Genomic DNA, 15,827 nt, shown 5'->3' with positions numbered 1-15,827 from the left:
TTTCAAAAAATGCCCCCCGCCCTCTGGACGCCCAATCCGGGGGGCGCTATACGGCACAGACCGTTCCGGCGTAGCTCAGCGGTAGAGCAGTTGACTGTTAATCAATTGGTCGTAGGTTCGATCCCTACCGCCGGAGCCATTCTCAAAAAAACAATAAAACAGGCTCTTAGGCCTCAATGTGCACAGCACGCGGCTCTGTCCTTGCCTGTGGCATCTGCCCAATATCGGCCGTCTGTCCGCACAATCTGATGCCAGTTCCGGCATCTCCCCTGCCCCCGCCTGATGCTCCCCCGCTTCCGGGTTTCCGCTGTTATCCTGCCTGCGCGGCCCGACGGAATTCGAGCGTAAAAAAATCGTTCGAATGGCGAATTTTCCTCTGGACGCCCTAAGTTAGAACTCTTATACGACGCCTCACATTCCGGCGTAGCTCAGCGGTAGAGCAGTTGACTGTTAATCAATTGGTCGTAGGTTCGATCCCTACCGCCGGAGCCAAAGATTTCAAGGACTTAGCGCTTACCCGCTAAGTCCTTTTTCTTTTCGAGTACAGAATAAGTACAGAAAACACTGTCTCAATCAGTGTTGGTGGATCATTTGTGACCCGGCGCCATGTATTTGCGCTAACTCTCGACCTCTAAACGCTTTTTCTCCTCAGCCGCATATTGACGTAGAGATTTGCCCTTTTCCTTACGCTGAGTGGATCGGTGCAGCTCAAGGCGTCCTGCTGTATTGAGCCCGATCTGCCAATTCCTTCGGGTCCAATACACTCCTTCAGCTACGTCGAGGTTGTCGGGGTCGATGGTCAGATCGGCAGCACCCATATGCCGTTCCTCGTCTGTGATGGCCGGATTTGGCGAAGTCTGTTCATATACGTAGGTGAGATGTAACCGCCCTGAGTGCTGATCCCGATGGGGTTTCGCGGTAATCGAATGCGAACGCCCGTCGGTCGAACTGAGGCCAGCTTCGACCTTCAAACGGAACAAGGAGGCCGTGACCTGAACGGCCATAGCATCCACCTGTTCTTGCGTTGACTGCAGCTCTTCTTTGTCTATGACCGAGTAGGCCTGTGCCCCATCCAGCATCTTCTTGATCGTTGGCCAGTTAGAGCCAGTTGTCCCCAGCCATACTCCATTCAGGTCAGGTAGCCATCTGTTGAGAGCGGGTATCCAGCGCCACACAATCCGCCAAGGTGCCCAGTAGCCGGTGGGCCCGAAAAACCCGGCGAGGAAACCCAAGAGCACGGGAGGAAGATATCGGATGAGGTGCTGATCGGTCACCGTGAAGTCCAACAGCAGACCAATGTCGTCAGCGTAAAGCGAGACCGCCACAATCAACGCGACAGCGGAACCAATCCATCTCCAAGGCAACAGTGAATACACGATTCGTTCTCCGATTCTTTTCTGGCCCAGCCCCCTTGAATTTCGTCGGTGCGCCCACCAGATAGAGCGGAACGACAGAGGCAGGTGCTCAAGATGTATGATTTTTCAAAGCGAATTTCCAGCTTTCACAACCAACAAGTTCGGCTGAGCAACGACCAGCGCGCGGACATGAAGCGCAGACGCGAAACCAATCTCGAACGTATCGAGAAGGGCCTCGAAGAATTGGAAAAGCCAGCCTTCAAAGAAACCATCAATCAAGGTGGTTACGCTCAAAAGACCATGACCCAGCCGCCGGAATCCGATCAGGAAAGCCGGTACGACATCGACCTTGGCATCGTTTTCGATCAGGACGATGCCAAGGGACCGAGAACCACCCGTGATTGGGTTCGCCAGGCAATCGCCCGCAAGGCGACCAATATGAAGAACGATCCGGTGACTAAGAAAAAGTGTGTCCGGGTTGTGTATGCGGACGGGTATCAGTGTGATTTCCCTGTGTTCCGTAGGCGCTGGACCGATGCAGGCTGGCGCTACGAACTGTCTTCGGGCGACGAGTGGGTTGCCTCCGACCCTGCCGCCATGAACCAGTGGATTGAGCGAGAAGTTTCCTGGAAAAGCCCGGAGACTTCGGGCAGCTACCAGCTACGACGCATCATCAGATTTGGTAAGTTCTTCTCGAAGACGCATGCCGCAAGGCTCAAAAGGTCTTTTCCCGGCGGTTTGGTCGCTACCGCGCTATTCATTGAGTGCTACACGGCGGATGACGGCCGTGACGACAGGTCCTTCCGAGAGACGCTTAGCAGCCTGTCACAGCGTTCGAAATACACGCCCGTGTTTGCCAACGGAGTTCAAGTATCAGACGACAAGGATACCGACCGCATTGGTCGGTTGATCGACCAGGCTAAGGACTCCGTAAAGGAACTCGACAAACTCGACGCGGACGACATCACAGATTCAGACGCCAACAAGGTTTGGAAGACCGTCTTTCGGCATAGCTTTTTTGACGGTGCTTCTAAGAATGCGGCAAACAGCTCCAGTGCTCCCTTTGAAACCAAGAGCGCTCTTGGTGGCGCCGGTCTGGCCGCACCATTCCTTGCCTCGAAAGCAGCAGCCGCACTCTCAGATAGCGAAAAGCAATCGCGGATGGAGTCGGCGGTCAACGCCCGGAAAGAGAGCGGGAGTGGTGGCAAACCTTGGGCGGAGTGACGATACCGGACGCCCTCTATTCTGAGGTGCAAAAGGCAGTAGCTCATCATCAGCCAGAGCTGAGCGTTTCACGAACAGAAAGGTTAATTATTCTTGAGGGCCAGTTCCTTGCTTGTGGACCCGATGGGCCAATCGATACGCCAGATGGGGTCTTCGATTCCTACAAAATCCAGGCGGGAGTGACTGCGGGATTTCCCGCTGAGGAACCAGTCGTTTTCGAGACCGGAGGGCGTATTCCGCGGATAGCTGATCGTCATGTTTTTCCAGAGGATGGGAACTGCTGCCTGGGCGTATGGGAGGAGTGGTTATTGACGGCACCAGATCATCGGTTTGAGACCTTTCTCACTGGACCGATGCATGACTATTTCGTCAGCCAAACCCACTTTGAGGTCAATGGCAGTTGGCCCTATGGTGAAAGATCACATGGCGTTCTCGGCGTTTTAGAAAGCTATGCTGATCTTCTCGGCGTGTCCCCCGACGCAAAAGTCATAGCAGACTATCTTCACCTGCTTGCTCGCCAGAAAATTAAAGGACACGCATTGTGTCCTTGCGGTAGCGGAAAACGCCTGAGGGACTGTCACAGCGATGATCTCCGAAGGTTGAGCCAAAGAATTCCGTCGTTTATGGCAAAACGGATGCACGCTACGATCACGCCACGAAAAGCTGCCTAAGAAACCGCTGGGGTCGGCGACCACGAAGGCCGCCAACTACACAAACGCCTAGCCCTTTGACTTCTTGCGCACCGGGACATCCACACCCTTCTTTCGCATAACGGCCGCAACAGATGCGACTGAACGCGTAGTGGTCTTAGCGTCTGGGAACTCGGCCACGACCTGATCCACAATCGCCGCATAACCCAAATTCTCGTCCATCAGCAGCTTCTCAGTGAGGCGACTGATCGTCCGCTTTGGCGTGTCGGTCTCGGCTGTACCCTCAGCTTCTTGGTTCCCTTGCTCGGCGTCTTCGGCAGCCTCGGCCTTGGTCTCGTCGGCCTCGGTCGCACCGAGTTCGCTGACCTCGACAAAGATACTGCCGGGATGCTCGCCTTGCTTCTTTTGGGCGAGGTCAAGACGACCGCAGAAGCCGACCACTGTCCAACCTTCTTTGCCTTCCAAAAGGACAGCATGTGTGTAGGTTCGATCAGTCTTGCGGGTGTGTTCCGATCCGTCAGGGGCAGTTGCAACATATGTGGTCATAGCAGGTTTCCTTTTCATCTCTGATGGAACCAACTTGTCGGGGAAGATGGTGCCTGCGAGCCGCGCGATCACTCACAAATTGCTTCAACGCCCTGCATCCGATGTACTAGCGCGTCGACACACTGACCTGTCTCATAGAACCAATCCGCAAAGCGGAATTTGAACGGCCAAGAAACAGTTTCTGGTTGCAACCCAAAAGGTATTTGCGAAAAGGCGAATTTTCCCGCAACACTGATGGCAGCACCCCAAAAAAGTCAGTTCCCCGAACTCCGGGAACGTTGTGATCAACCAGGATTCGAACTTAGACTTGTGAAAAAGAAGTCCATGTAAAGTTATTGTCCAGATAGGAGTAAGATTAGAAAATGGGTGAAGCAAAACGCCGCCGGCAACGCGAAAACTGGGCTGAAACATTTTCGAAGCCAATGAAGCGGGCTCGCTTTAACCTCTACACTACTGGCACAAGGCATTCCAAAGCTGCCTACATGTCGGAGGAACTATCCTGGTGGGCCTCAGCAGATGAAGCGCTGCTCGGAATGGTCGCTCGCGACGCCACCGATGACGATTATTTATGGATGATCCTTGCCAGAGACAAAATCGGTCGATTTCGGTGCGCAGCCCTTGATGTCAGCATCCGGGATCAAGCTCACGCTGAAAAGCGACTCCGAGTTGCTATGGCAGATATTATTGAAAAAGGGGAAATCGCTGAATTTGGAGAGCAAGGGGATGAAACGAACAGCCCACTTGATCCATTCGAACTCCCTGCAGGATTGGGAGAAGACAAGCTGCATCCATATTTTTTGCTGCTTGCAAATGAGCCAGGGCGCGCGCCGGCCCGAAAAGTAGTATCAGAGTTGGCGCTCTGGCTTGCTCCGAAGGATCCCCATTTCGTGCGAGAATTTCAAACGAACGGCTTTGATCAACGTCTATGGGAGCTGTTTCTTTGGGCCGCTTTTCGTGAATTTTCTCTTGATGTTGAACAACTTGAAGCGCCTGACTTTCGCTGCCGGGGCCCCGGATTGGATTTCACTGTTGAAGCCACGACTGTAGCCCCCTCAGAGGGAGGACCGCTGAAAGAACATCCGAACCCCAAAACACCAGATGAACGTGAGTCATTTCTTCGCGACTACATGCCGATGAAATTTGGTGGCCCTTTGACTTCAAAATTGAACAAGACGAATGCTGAGGGACAACACTACTGGGAACGACCAGAGAGTGAAGGCAAGCCGTTCACAATTGCAATCGCCGATTTTCACAAACCGGCCGAGGAAGATGAACTCGGTCCAATGACCTACACGCAGTCCGCTTTGTGGCAGTATCTTTACGGATCAAGAGTGACTTGGCGTTTCGAAGATGATGAGTTGATCATCGAACCTCATGAAATTGGTGAGCACGAATACAAAGGGAAAAAGGTACCTTCCGGGTTCTTTGATCTTCCAGAAGCAGAGAACGTCTCAGCAATAATTTTCTCCAATGCAGGCACGATCGCAAAATTTGATAGGATGGGGGTTGCCGCCGGCTTCGGTGCAGATGGCCATGGGTACTTCCGCGTTGGATTGAAATACAATCCTGATCCCAACGCAGTCGTTGGAAAGGCGTTCCATGTGGACGTCGCAGACCCAAACTACGAGGAATACTGGACCCAAGAAATACAGGTGTTTCACAACCCAAATGCCAAGCATCCCTTGCCCTTTGAAGCATTGGTTGGCGCGACGCACCACGTGTATGAGGACGGACAAATGCATAGCTATTCACCTGACGATGCAGTTCTGAGCTCATTTACGATGTTGATGAAGTACACCGACAAAGACAACGATCCCGCGTAATCGTTAGAAATCAGCCATACAGAACGCCTCTGATTGATATTTAGTCAGATGGGTCGAGACTCATAACACCTTGATCCGATATGATATTTTGCGAATTCGGTTTAAAAAGCACTGCGTCTAGCACTGCTTTATTGATCGAATTAGCCCCGCCCTGCGTATGTGCCGGGCGGGATCGTATTTAAGGCAGCTTCTGCGAAAACATGGGCAATGAGTTAACTGGGATACCTGCCACAGACAGCATATTTCCCACCGTTCTCCGAGAAAGCCATATTGTTGAAGGCAGACGCGTTGGTTGCCAACTTGGCAAATTGGGCCAAACCGCTGGGCAACTTTCTTTCGGCTTTCGCTAAGATATGAGAAGCCAGCCAGACGACTTTGTATGCGTTGGCCGGATCATCAGACAAGTTTGGATCATCGGCTATAACCGCCGCCAGGTCCATGGCAGCACGAACATGTGGACGCCGATACCCAAGTTCTGAACGCGTCTCAAAAATGGCGTCCTTCAACTTAGCGGTGCGAATGGTGTTTTCGGATAGGTTGGTCACGTTTTGGGCTTTCATTCGAGTTCTCCAATCTAAGGTTTCCGTCCAAGCGATTCGCGTGAACGGTCCATTTAATAGGAAAACGTCAAGCCCCGGCATATCCTCATTTGGCAGAGGCGTTCGGTGCGTTAAAATGTTGGAAACGGAAAAGGCCCGCACCAAATGATGATGCGAGCTTGGCAATCTTCTGAAATGGGCAGAACTTAAGGCTGCAAGCTCTTGTGGGCTTCGGCCACGTCCATGCTGGTGATACCGCCCCGCTCCAGTTCCTGCGCATCGTCACGGGTCTGCATCAGCGCCTTGCCCATGTCAGTATCAAGCGCCCGCAGGTAGGCTTTCTCGAAGGTTTCGCCGTCCTGCTGCATCGATTTGGCCAGCGTATCAAGCTGGGTTTCGGCGGCTTCACGGTTCAGCCGTGCGGCCTTACGCACATCTTTGGTCATGGTCTTCTCCATATTCGCCGCCGCTCGGGCGGTCTCCACTTGGTTTTCAAGCTGTTCGACCTCCAGGGCCAGTTCAGCGACTTCCTGGGCTTCGGCTTCATCACGGGCCAACCGCATCAAAGCGTCTTCCAGGTCTTTCTTGCGTGCTTCCAGCCGTGCCAACTCCTCGGCATGGCGTTGTCCTTCTTGGCTCATCGGGTGGCCTCCATCTTTTCCAGTTCAGCTTGTGCCTCGCGGGACACATATGGTTGCGGGGACGATGCCTTGATGCGGAGCAATTCGACACGGAGGCTTTCAGCCACCCGTGCCTCGGCATCAGCGAGGGAAATGGCGTGGCGTTCTCGGATCGGGGTATCGATGCCAAACGTGCGGGCGAGCTTGACGCCGCCCGACTGGATCAGAGCTTTCACCAGGGGTTCGGCGGCCCGGTTGTTCGTCAGCGCCCGCTCCACGGCGGTCAGGTCGCCACCGGCACCCGAAACCTGCCCAACGTCCTTTCGCAGGGCATCGGCGTAAGCATCCCACGAAGACGCCAAAGCATTGAGCGCATCGTCCACCGCAGCAGCGAGCTTGGCCCGCTTCGATGAGGCATCAAGTGCGGCCTCGGCACGACGCCGGCGATTGTTCCGTTCGGCACTTTCGGCAGCCCCTCGGCTGCGATCTTGAAGCTCGGCCAGGGCATCGTCCACGATTGCGATCCGTTCAGCCAATGCGGCTGCGGTTCCACCGGGCTTCTTCCCGGCAATCATGGCCTCTCGGGCCTCAATGCGGGCTTTGTCGAGTTCCCCGATCAGGCGTTCAAGCTCGGCTTTCAGTTCATCAATGCGTTGGTCCAGTTCCTTCTTGTCCATATCAGTCCTCGGTTCATTTGCGTCGGGGAGCCGACCGGCTAGCTGAAAAGGAGAAACATGCTAGCCGGCCGGTGTCGGGAAAGGAGTTGAAATGACCCAACAACAATACGATGCCGCGTTTGCCTGCTGCGGGGGACCAGCGTGTGACTGTGCAGCGTGAAATGCTGGCTTAGGCTTCGCCCATCAGGTCGAGTTCCATCTGACGGATAAGATCAACCGGTGCCCCTGGGGTTGAAAGGAATTGGCCAGGGTTGTCTTTCACGTCCGACCGATAAGAGCGCCAGCACCGAGGATTTGGGCAATCAATCCCGCTTTTAATGAATGCCTGCATCGCCGGTGTGACCCACCCTCTGGGAAAGGACATGCTGCCGTGGATGAACCACATGCCCACCAGCAATCTGACGGCATTGGCCCGCATCGAGAAATCCGAGGACGGCGGAAAATCCTCAAACGCCTCCAAAACCAACGCCTCAGCCGCTTGCTTGGTCTTGGCATAGGAGATTGAAGGCAAAGGCGGGATTGGCCGGGGCGGAGGTTCACTCATTCGGGGTTCTCGGGCGTCATTGGCGTCCGGAACACCGTGCCGCTACATCGTGGGCAAGTAAGCCAACAAGCCGCCCCTCTGACATTCGATCAATGAGAAACGTCCCTAAAACATATTGTTTTCTGAAGCATAGAGACCATCCAACTGCAGAAGCACAGAATTGAGCACAGCATCTGCGTCGGTGGCTGACCGATTCAAGCTATTGAACGTGAACAGTCACATCATATCCAAGGGCCTTAAGTGCCTTTGACGTTCTGCCATTTCTGGGCGGGTAATGGTCAGGCAATGCCCAACCGACCAACTCCCCCAAGGCGCTGATGCCGAGGCCGTCACTCTTGAACTTCGGATCATCTATCGCCTGCCACAGACGATCTGGCAGCTCATCCAATTTGCCGCCGTAGAAGATATACGAAAGCACCTCTTTAACATCCAGCCCGGCGTCCGTTCTTTGTTCCCAGATCGTCTTTGAGAGCGCGGCGACCTTTTGGGGAATGTCGTACGCCTGACCAGTTGACGGCAATCCGACCGAGGTATTTCTTACTCGGCGTGCATAGTCTTTGATCGAATGAACTGAATAGCAAACCTCCTTGAAGTCATCGTATTTCAAGGTTGGCAGGTTCTCTTGAGACAATGCGTTTCTGAGGAACGGCGCAGTGGTGTTTAGCATGACGTCTTCGCCTTGAGGTGCAGCCTTAAGGCCAGCCCACCACCTGAGCGCTTCCGCTCTGGCTATGTCCGGATTGGATTTGTTTCGATCAAAGAAGTCCAGATAGCGTGCCTTCTGCCCTTCGAAGGTCTTTTGGTAATAGAAGGCATGTAGGAATTGGTCGGCCTGTGCACCGGATGGAGCGTCGTCAGCGATCCAAGCTGGACGGTTTTCAGGTAGAATTACCTGGCTGCTAATGTCTCTGAGTATTTGAAGGGTCGAGTACCACTCGGCAAGAAAGCTATCCCTCTTTGCATCAATGGCCTTTTTAGGCGTTGTGGTGACTAAACCGTGCCAGTTGTTTACGCTGGAGTTGGTCCAAAACGCCTTGTCGTCAGGCTTATTGCTAGCCAGATCTTTTTGGCGTTTGACCATCAGGTCGAACAACTCCTGCGTTAATGGCGTGGCGTGCTTGTCGAGAACCGAGAACATCTGCAATATATCGCTGGCCAAATTGTCATCAATGTCTGGCTCTTGGATAAAGAAACCGGCCTCCACATTTCTGTTCCACGCGCTATCCGTCAGATTTGCGGAGCCAACGTAAATACCATACCCCCGCCACCAAATGACTTTTGCATGGTGTTTCTCAACAAGCTTGCAGGTGAATTTTGCCGACTTCCTAGTCAAGAACTTGGAAAGAACGTTTGTGTTGACCGCAACCTGTGAATCCAGCCGCCCATAGAATTTCAAAGGAATGTCGTGTTTGATGCACCAATCGAACAAAAGGGAATTGTCGGTGGCATAAGCTACAGCGGCCAAGACTTCCTCTGTATCTTTGGCCGCATTTTCGGTGATATTCCGAAGGTAGTTGCCGTTGATAGCTCCCAAAATCAATTCCATGAAACATCCCGCTAAAAACTTGCCTCTCAGGCAGCACGCGCCAGTTGCGCTGTGATGTCAACAGCATTTGATCGAGGATCAGCGGGACAGCTTGGGAAAATCATATACACAACAACGACTTAACAGCCAGATTCACTGGCGAACACCGCACTGAGCACAGCCGAATGGTTCAAATATCCTCAAAATAGGGCGTGGCTACGATCCATTCGACCAATTGAGTGCGGGTTTCATCGTCAAGGTCCTTGCGTCTCTCGACTGCCCCGATTGCTTCGTCTCTCACCTTGGCGGATTGCCAGGGAACAGGATCGCGGTTGGCGGTCATCTCCGCTAGAAGCCCATCGTCTGGGTCATGCAAATAACCCAAACATATGCGCATGGTCTCGCCGCCATCGGCAAATGCTACGGTGGCAACGCCGCCAGGTCGCACCAGGTTTATCTGGTTGATCGGATCAGTCATCAGATGTTCCCCCGGTCTCCTGTGGCGTCCCCTGGACGACTTCGGCGTCGATCGTATCGTGTCGCTTACCCAAAACCGTATCGGTCACCACGGGCCTCCGTACAGCCCCTTCAGGCTGAACCAGCCTGGGTTTGGCCGGCAGGGAGGTTTGAACGCTCGTGGAATTGTTGATCTGGACATTGGTTTGGGCAGGTCCATCGACGGAACTCATCCGCAGGGATAGGAGTTTGTTCAAGACGCGGGGATCGACGCTGGCCGTCTCGAAGCGGTAAACCGGCTCGAAGTCGTCATCCAATTCGGGGTCGCCCGTCTCAGGATCGAAGCACTGAACCCATTTGCCAGTCCCCATCTCCAAGGCCGTCTGGACCACCCGCATGGTCAATTCTTCCTCGAAAGCTGCCAAGGCCTCGTCCCAAGCCTCCGCAAAATCAGGATGCTTTGCACGCCGGTCATAGAAGGTCCGCCGGGTCAGGCCAGTCATATTGGCCGCATAGGTGATGTGGCCGAACTGACGGAGATAAAGCAGAAACTCGTCACCCTTCTCGCCATAGATGGGGCGGGTGATCGCTGCAATCTTGGAAGGCATCCGCGGGTCACTGGCCGGTTTGATCCGGTTCATCCTCATCAAGCTCATTTGGGTGCCTATTCTGTCTTCATCACTGTGCTTGGCTGAGGAAGGTGCCGATTAAGCCCTTGAAGTCATTCACGCCCCAGACGCCAGAACGCCCAATTCAGTATCAATGGGACGGCCTATCTGTGCGGGCTGATAGCCTCAGGTTTTTCACGGACAGCATCCTCAACGCCGTTCGAGGTCAGAATGTCGTGTTCCGTTGGAGCCGTATGCCAGCGATTTACAAGGGAGTGTGCCGGCTCACAACGTTGTGCAGTCCCGGTCTTCCAGGCTGGAAGATTTCTACGTCAACAAGGCGTTTTTGGAGCTTTCCGTAACGCATTGTTTTTATTGCTTTGTTGACGACGTTGATCTTCGTTGACCGTTTTCGCTATATATATCCGGATTGCACACTGCCCCTATGTCCTGGTCCGTGACCTATGCCTAATCGGCTTATTCTACCAAGATATATTGCTTTAAGATCAACATGATCAACATCGTCAACAAGTGTTCCGAAACAAGGCCTTAGAAGCGACGCCTCAGGTCAACAAAGATCAACGACCGTCAACGCCGTGACCGAATTGATACGCTCCGATTGCCAGAACGTCACTCATCGGCTCGGACATACCCTGCCGAAACACGGCCACCCAACCTGACGCCCCGTCTGTGCTTCCAGCCCAGGGTTTCCATAGAACGCCGCAAACGCTGCGCATGGCCCTTATTCTGCCGGTCGCTTTCCAAGCCGAGATAGCTGAGCAGGTCCTGGGTATGCACCTTGTCGGCGGGGGGAGGCTCACGCAACGGTGAGGCAACCCGCTTCCCATCGATCATTTCTTCGGCATAATCACCCGTGCCAGTCTCAAAGGCCTGCCGTTCCGTTTGCCGATAGCTGAGCATGACAGCCAGCTTATCAACCCAAGGATCATCAACCGTTTCATCTGCCTGGCGTTCTGCTGCCATCGACCACAAAGGCTCGGGCAATACGTGACCGATGCCCGATTTGAACAATGCATCAGCTTCGGCCCAGAGTTGGTCCCGGTGCTCGGCAATCCAGCCCAGATCAACCCTGGACCCGGAGGCCATTTCCAACGGCCAGAAACGCCGAGCACCCGTTGGGTCGCTCAGGTATCCGCCTTCGTTCACCGTGCCCGCAAAAACAACACGGCGTTGATGATCTTCGGTGTTGCGACCATAGGGTGTCCGATACCTGTCTGTGGCTCGGGACATGAACGCCTTGAGAACGTCCATGTCACTTGCCCGAAGACCGGCCAATTCGGCAAACTCATGCACCCAGACACCTTCCAGGTTCATGGCTGCATCCTTGTTCCTCAGATCACCAAGCTCTGCGTCACTGAACCAATCCAGGGAAAACAGGTCCCGAATGCCCGTAGATTTCAAAGAGCCTTGCGGCCCCTTGATGACTGGCATCGTGTCCAGCTTGCAGCCGGGTTGCCTTTGACGAGATACGGCCCCGACCATAAAGCATTGTGAGACGGCCTCGGTATATTCGTCCCGGCCACATTGAAAGGCAACAGTGAAGAGGTCTTTCACCCGGCTTGTCCCATCCCAAGTCAGGCTATCCAGATAGTCCAAGATCGGATTGAACTTGTAGAAATAGGCAACCGTTGTGATTGCGTCCTGCACGTTTTCCTTGGACGGCTGGTAGTCCTTACGCTGGTGCTGTTCCATCAAGAACGTGCGGGCCAACAAGAGCAACTTGTCAGTCAGCACACGGCCATAGCCTTCACCCCAGGGCAATTCACCCATCAGAACAACCCGCTGCTTGAGCTCGTCAAACCTTGGATCGAGCTTGGAGCCGGTAATTGCCTTCAGGGCATTCTTCGCTGTGTCGGGGGCTATGCCGATCTTCTTGTTGACGATCAAACCACCTTCATGCACCGGCTTCCTCTTGGGCGTGGTTATTGCCCCTGCTGGCACTCCGGTTTGGTCCAGGTCGTCGTCGAAATCATCTGCTGCCGGCGTTCTCGGAATGGCGTCTTCGGCCCCTGCGTCTCTCAGAAGTTTATGCAGGGTGCGGAAAGTTATACGATTTCCGTCATTGTCGGCGTGAAGGCTGTCCCATCGGATGCCGATCAGGGTCCCGTGATCGGCATATGCGGGGTCCTGTGTGCACCAATCCACAAACTCCTGACGGCCCTCCCCTGCCGTTGCATGGTGGCAGGCCTGCATCAAAGTGAGCCAATCGTCGTGATCTGAAAAGTCGGCTGGGTCCAGATGTTCAAGCATCTGAGCCAATTCTTCCTGATCGTGCTCGCCCCCGCCAGTTGCCACGCTGCCTGACGGTCTTCGGATCAGATCGACAAGGGCCTTAGGTGCAGCCTCAGCACCGAAAGCATCAAGCTCAGGAGTGCCAGCCTTCCATGTGTAGGTTTTCAGGGTGTCGGGATGGATCGAGCCAGGAGCAACAACCTGACGGCCAACCGTTTTGAACTCAATGCCGGGGAACTGATCGTTTAGGCTGTCTCTGGTGGAAACATCCTCTGGCTTGGTCATGTAGATGTGGAGGCCACCCGAGCCGGTTTCCACGGTCGAATAGAGGTCCGGGTCCATGCCAGTCCAAAGAACCAGTTCGACAAATGGGTTGATTGGGGACGCCAAGGTCTGTCCCTCAGGAAATGCCCGTGGGTCCACATCCAAGACCATTTCAAAGGGTCGCAGACGAACGCCCACATTATTCCCTGCCTCCATATGCTTGATTTGGTCTTGGGATTTATAGGCTCGCTTTATCCAGTTGCGATCAATCGGAGACTTGCCCCGTTTGCGTTTCTTGCCCTTAATCTCATCTTCGGCCGAGAACTTATGCAAAGGGAGAAGCTGGTATCCACTGGCCAGCAAGGGCGTCAGTTGCGAAGCATCGGTATGAACACCCATTTCAAGCCCCCGCACGATTGGCGTTGTAGGCCTCAATCACAGAACGCTCATAGAAAACGGCCGTCCCGATCTTTACGTAATCAGGGCCAGCATTCTTGTATTTGGTGTTGTTGCGGCGATTGCGGAAGGCCATCAGCGTGGTTGCCGGATGCCCGGTCAAGGCTGCGGCTTCCTTCGTCGTCAGAAGGTCTTTCAATGGTGTGCCAGAAGGCTTGGGGGCGTTATCTTCATTCTCAGGCATGGCAGGCCTCCTATATGCTAAAGTATCGACCGGATTGTCCTGCTAGGCGGCTGTGGCAATCCGGTCTATCGATCAGAACAATACCGTGCCCAAATTCCCCCGCATACCAACACTTGACCCGCACGCAACGAACGCTGGCGTAGGGAAATCTTTAGCCTCACCCTCAAAGCGGATCGTTGGTCTTAGGTCACATGCTGGTGGAATTGTCTTGCCAGTTCCGCCTCATGGACACGCCACCTGTTCGGCTCACGTCTTGCGGCTTCGTCCCGCAAGTATCCGTTTTCCCAGAAATTCACGTTGTCTGCATTCGAGTTGATCGCATCCAAAGCGGTGCCGAATTGAACGGTTATTTTCCCCTGCTCGTCTTGCATCCAATCAATCGGGAGAAGACCCAGAAACTCGGCAAGCAATCGAAGACAGGCATCGTCAAAGCCGTTGAAGCCCGCAGCCCAACTGGCCTCGATCACCTGCTCAACCGGATCGGTGCTGTCCAATTCAGCCTCTTGCAGGAGCATCTTGGCCATCTCGTACCGGTCTTCTTCGTCGGAATAGTCCGGCATCGGGTCTCGGTGCTGTGTGACTGTAATCGTTCGCATCACGCTGCCCCCGACATCATAAAGGCGTCCAGGTCGTCACGGTGATAACGGACAATTCGGCCAACGGTCCGGTAAGACGGGCCAGTGCCCTTGCTACGCCAATTGTGCATGGTGCCAGGTGAGACCGAAAGGTATTTGGCAGCGGCCTCGGTTGTCATCCAAGGGGTGTCAGTGTGTGGGGTGCTCATGCTGATAACTCCAATATCCAAGTGCGTCCAAATGGACAGCGATGAAATCAGGTTATCAGCTTGCAAGGTCTTGATATGCCAGCGAGTTAAGCTGGCGTACCATCATTCACGCAATGCCTGCCTTGGCCAAAACCAAATCCTCTAAGGCTTGTGAATGGGGACGAAGGGCTTCAACCAAATGCGTCTGATGCACATACCCGCCAGAAGCCCCTGGAAGCCTTTGACCCAACAGAAGCGCCCCTTCTGCATAAGGCACACCAGCGGCAATCATCATCGTCCGAGCATGGTGGCGAAGTGCGTGCGGAGACGGAACACCAGCCCGCTTTGGTTCTGCAACATGGCCTGTGGCTGATCCGGGTGACGGCCAAAGCCAGGGCGAGTTTAGAGGCTCGTCCTCCTTCATTCTGGCCCTCAAGGTTTCGGTCAACCAGCGGCCGGTTGGGAAGGACCAAGCTCCACCTGTTTTCATATGGGTAAAGGTCAGAACGCCAGCCTCGGTGTCGAAGTCGGCACATTTCACACCAAGCAGAGATGTTCTCCGTGCACCCGTCAAAAGGAACGTCCGTTGCAGGTCACGCATCAAGGGAGACATAGCTTCGGTGGTGGACCAGAAATCGGCCATGTCCAGTTCCCCGACTTTCCGCTTCGGGGTTGCAGGGACACGGAGGGCATCAACCGGGTTTGCCCCAATCGTCTCGTCATTGCGACGGGCCGTATTCACAAGAGCTCGAACGGTGCGCATGACCGAACCACCCGTAGTCTTGCCGTGACGCTTTGTGAGTTGGTCCATAAGCTCTCGGCAGTCCTGACGCGTAATGTCAGCCACTGCACGACGCCGAAGACGCCCAAGGTAGTTGTCCATATGGTATTGGTAATTCCTGACCGTAGCATCGGAAAGTTCCCGCTCTTTTAGATGCTCCTTCAGGGCTTGTTCCAACGTGATGCCGGTGGACTCCGGCCCCGCCGTGGGATCAACGCCAGACTGGATCGTGGCCATGAGTTTTCGGGCCTCATTTCTGGCCTCGGCCAGTCGGATATGGTCAGCACGTCCGATCTTGACCCTCACGGTTCGAACGTGCCGTTTTTCCCGGCGGACGTCGCTTTGCACAGAAAAGGTCTTGCAGGTCTTATGGCAGATGCACATCAGCCCTTTCACATCGGTATCCCGATGGATGCCCGAGCCAAGTGGAAGGTCCCTGATACGGGCCTCGGTGAATTTGAATATGGTCATGGAAAGTACAGTCCCGAGTACAGTGTTTGCGATTAATCCAGGTGGGCCTGGATGGTGCTACCGGGATGATATTGCTATGTTTTCAAGG

The 15,827-nt window shown here is 54.3% G+C and carries 17 protein-coding genes and 2 tRNA genes; 5 read left to right on the top strand and 14 right to left on the bottom strand.

Going from position 1 to position 15,827, the window contains the following annotated elements; translation table 11 throughout:
* Nucleotides 1-64: 64 nt before the first annotated feature.
* Nucleotides 65-139, top strand: a tRNA-Asn gene (locus tag CAER_RS0121920).
* Between the two features lie 278 nt (nucleotides 140-417).
* Nucleotides 418-492: transfer RNA gene (locus CAER_RS0121915), tRNA-Asn, on the top strand.
* A gap of 125 nt (nucleotides 493-617) precedes the next feature.
* Here CAER_RS0121915 and CAER_RS0121910 read toward each other — a convergent pair.
* Nucleotides 618-1,376: a Cap15 family cyclic dinucleotide receptor domain-containing protein gene (locus CAER_RS0121910; protein WP_154667816.1), complete on the bottom strand. Its 759-nt coding sequence runs from the start codon at nucleotides 1,374-1,376 to the stop codon at nucleotides 618-620.
* Nucleotides 1,377-1,469: 93 nt separating this feature from the next.
* On the opposite strand from CAER_RS0121910, the gene CAER_RS0121905 reads away from it, so the two are divergent.
* Both CAER_RS0121905 and CAER_RS29850 read left to right on the top strand, forming a co-directional pair.
* Nucleotides 1,470-2,579: a cyclic GMP-AMP synthase DncV-like nucleotidyltransferase gene (locus CAER_RS0121905; RefSeq protein WP_027237375.1), complete on the top strand. Its 1,110-nt coding sequence runs from the start codon at nucleotides 1,470-1,472 to the stop codon at nucleotides 2,577-2,579.
* Nucleotides 2,576-3,250, top strand: a complete 675-nt coding sequence (locus CAER_RS29850) for an SEC-C metal-binding domain-containing protein (RefSeq protein WP_154667815.1) — start codon at nucleotides 2,576-2,578, stop codon at nucleotides 3,248-3,250. Before CAER_RS0121905 ends, CAER_RS29850 begins: the two co-directional genes overlap by 4 nt.
* A gap of 48 nt (nucleotides 3,251-3,298) precedes the next feature.
* Here the strand turns inward: CAER_RS29850 and CAER_RS28345 are convergent, their stop codons facing one another.
* A complete protein-coding gene (locus tag CAER_RS28345) occupies nucleotides 3,299-3,775 on the bottom strand; it encodes a hypothetical protein (RefSeq protein WP_036797519.1) in 477 nt (158 codons plus the stop codon).
* A 362-nt stretch (nucleotides 3,776-4,137) separates the two neighbouring features.
* Here CAER_RS28345 and CAER_RS29355 point away from each other — a divergent pair, with 362 nt between their 5' ends.
* Nucleotides 4,138-5,598, top strand: a complete 1,461-nt coding sequence (locus CAER_RS29355; protein ID WP_036797517.1) for a hypothetical protein — start codon at nucleotides 4,138-4,140, stop codon at nucleotides 5,596-5,598.
* A 212-nt stretch (nucleotides 5,599-5,810) separates the two neighbouring features.
* On the opposite strand, the gene CAER_RS0121885 is transcribed toward CAER_RS29355, so the two are convergent.
* From CAER_RS0121885 to CAER_RS0121835, 12 genes are all read right to left on the bottom strand, one after another.
* Complete coding sequence (locus CAER_RS0121885; RefSeq protein WP_027237373.1) at nucleotides 5,811-6,158, bottom strand: hypothetical protein; 348 nt, start codon at nucleotides 6,156-6,158, stop codon at nucleotides 5,811-5,813.
* Nucleotides 6,159-6,343: 185 nt separating this feature from the next.
* Nucleotides 6,344-6,778 (bottom strand): hypothetical protein, encoded by a 435-nt coding sequence (locus CAER_RS0121880; protein ID WP_027237372.1) that lies wholly within the window; start codon nucleotides 6,776-6,778, stop codon nucleotides 6,344-6,346.
* Nucleotides 6,775-7,434 (bottom strand): hypothetical protein, encoded by a 660-nt coding sequence (locus CAER_RS0121875; RefSeq protein WP_027237371.1) that lies wholly within the window; start codon nucleotides 7,432-7,434, stop codon nucleotides 6,775-6,777. Before CAER_RS0121875 ends, CAER_RS0121880 begins: the two co-directional genes overlap by 4 nt.
* 169 nt (nucleotides 7,435-7,603) lie before the next feature.
* A complete protein-coding gene (locus tag CAER_RS29845) occupies nucleotides 7,604-7,978 on the bottom strand; it encodes a hypothetical protein (RefSeq protein WP_154667814.1) in 375 nt (124 codons plus the stop codon).
* A 199-nt stretch (nucleotides 7,979-8,177) separates the two neighbouring features.
* Nucleotides 8,178-9,524: a phospholipase D family protein gene (locus CAER_RS0121865; protein WP_027237369.1), complete on the bottom strand. Its 1,347-nt coding sequence runs from the start codon at nucleotides 9,522-9,524 to the stop codon at nucleotides 8,178-8,180.
* Between the two features lie 169 nt (nucleotides 9,525-9,693).
* On the bottom strand, nucleotides 9,694-9,981 hold the full coding sequence (locus tag CAER_RS0121860; protein ID WP_027237368.1) for a hypothetical protein: 288 nt from the start codon (nucleotides 9,979-9,981) through the stop codon (nucleotides 9,694-9,696).
* Nucleotides 9,974-10,600: a hypothetical protein gene (locus tag CAER_RS0121855; RefSeq protein WP_154667813.1), complete on the bottom strand. Its 627-nt coding sequence runs from the start codon at nucleotides 10,598-10,600 to the stop codon at nucleotides 9,974-9,976. The genes CAER_RS0121860 and CAER_RS0121855 overlap by 8 nt, the downstream gene beginning before the upstream one ends.
* 597 nt (nucleotides 10,601-11,197) lie before the next feature.
* Entirely contained in the window at nucleotides 11,198-13,483 is a 2,286-nt protein-coding gene (locus CAER_RS28960; RefSeq protein WP_051357836.1) for a VapE domain-containing protein, read from the bottom strand.
* A 1-nt stretch (nucleotide 13,484) separates the two neighbouring features.
* Nucleotides 13,485-13,724: a helix-turn-helix transcriptional regulator gene (locus tag CAER_RS0121845; protein WP_118067767.1), complete on the bottom strand. Its 240-nt coding sequence runs from the start codon at nucleotides 13,722-13,724 to the stop codon at nucleotides 13,485-13,487.
* 182 nt (nucleotides 13,725-13,906) lie between these two features.
* Nucleotides 13,907-14,320: a hypothetical protein gene (locus CAER_RS0121840; protein ID WP_154667812.1), complete on the bottom strand. Its 414-nt coding sequence runs from the start codon at nucleotides 14,318-14,320 to the stop codon at nucleotides 13,907-13,909.
* Nucleotides 14,320-14,508, bottom strand: coding sequence for a helix-turn-helix domain-containing protein (locus tag CAER_RS29350; protein WP_209320216.1), 189 nt, complete (start codon nucleotides 14,506-14,508; stop codon nucleotides 14,320-14,322). The genes CAER_RS0121840 and CAER_RS29350 overlap by 1 nt, the downstream gene beginning before the upstream one ends.
* A gap of 106 nt (nucleotides 14,509-14,614) precedes the next feature.
* Complete coding sequence (locus tag CAER_RS0121835) at nucleotides 14,615-15,739, bottom strand: integrase arm-type DNA-binding domain-containing protein (RefSeq protein ID WP_027237364.1); 1,125 nt, start codon at nucleotides 15,737-15,739, stop codon at nucleotides 14,615-14,617.
* Nucleotides 15,740-15,827: the final 88 nt, after the last annotated feature.

The organism is Leisingera caerulea DSM 24564 (assembly GCF_000473325.1).
GTDB classification, from domain to species: Bacteria; Pseudomonadota; Alphaproteobacteria; order Rhodobacterales; family Rhodobacteraceae; genus Leisingera; species Leisingera caerulea.
Note: the sequence above shows the minus strand (reverse complement) of the source record. Positions and strands in the feature narration are given on the sequence as shown.

Bases quoted from the DNA above. Each gene is read 5' to 3' on its own strand.
- CAER_RS0121905 (WP_027237375.1), top strand. From the start codon at position 1,470: ATGTATGATTTTTCAAAGCGAATTTCCAGCTTTCACAACCAACAAGTT.
- CAER_RS0121860 (WP_027237368.1), bottom strand. From the start codon at position 9,981: ATGACTGATCCGATCAACCAGATAAACCTGGTGCGACCTGGCGGCGTT.
- CAER_RS0121845 (WP_118067767.1), bottom strand. From the start codon at position 13,724: ATGCCTGAGAATGAAGATAACGCCCCCAAGCCTTCTGGCACACCATTG.
- CAER_RS28345 (WP_036797519.1), bottom strand. From the start codon at position 3,775: ATGACCACATATGTTGCAACTGCCCCTGACGGATCGGAACACACCCGC.
- CAER_RS29350 (WP_209320216.1), bottom strand. From the start codon at position 14,508: ATGAGCACCCCACACACTGACACCCCTTGGATGACAACCGAGGCCGCT.
- CAER_RS0121880 (WP_027237372.1), bottom strand. From the start codon at position 6,778: ATGAGCCAAGAAGGACAACGCCATGCCGAGGAGTTGGCACGGCTGGAA.
- CAER_RS28960 (WP_051357836.1), bottom strand. From the start codon at position 13,483: ATGGGTGTTCATACCGATGCTTCGCAACTGACGCCCTTGCTGGCCAGT.
- CAER_RS0121865 (WP_027237369.1), bottom strand. From the start codon at position 9,524: ATGGAATTGATTTTGGGAGCTATCAACGGCAACTACCTTCGGAATATC.
- CAER_RS0121835 (WP_027237364.1), bottom strand. From the start codon at position 15,739: ATGACCATATTCAAATTCACCGAGGCCCGTATCAGGGACCTTCCACTT.
- CAER_RS29845 (WP_154667814.1), bottom strand. From the start codon at position 7,978: ATGAGTGAACCTCCGCCCCGGCCAATCCCGCCTTTGCCTTCAATCTCC.
- CAER_RS29355 (WP_036797517.1), top strand. From the start codon at position 4,138: ATGGGTGAAGCAAAACGCCGCCGGCAACGCGAAAACTGGGCTGAAACA.
- CAER_RS0121885 (WP_027237373.1), bottom strand. From the start codon at position 6,158: ATGAAAGCCCAAAACGTGACCAACCTATCCGAAAACACCATTCGCACC.
- CAER_RS0121855 (WP_154667813.1), bottom strand. From the start codon at position 10,600: ATGAACCGGATCAAACCGGCCAGTGACCCGCGGATGCCTTCCAAGATT.
- CAER_RS0121840 (WP_154667812.1), bottom strand. From the start codon at position 14,320: ATGCGAACGATTACAGTCACACAGCACCGAGACCCGATGCCGGACTAT.
- CAER_RS0121875 (WP_027237371.1), bottom strand. From the start codon at position 7,434: ATGGACAAGAAGGAACTGGACCAACGCATTGATGAACTGAAAGCCGAG.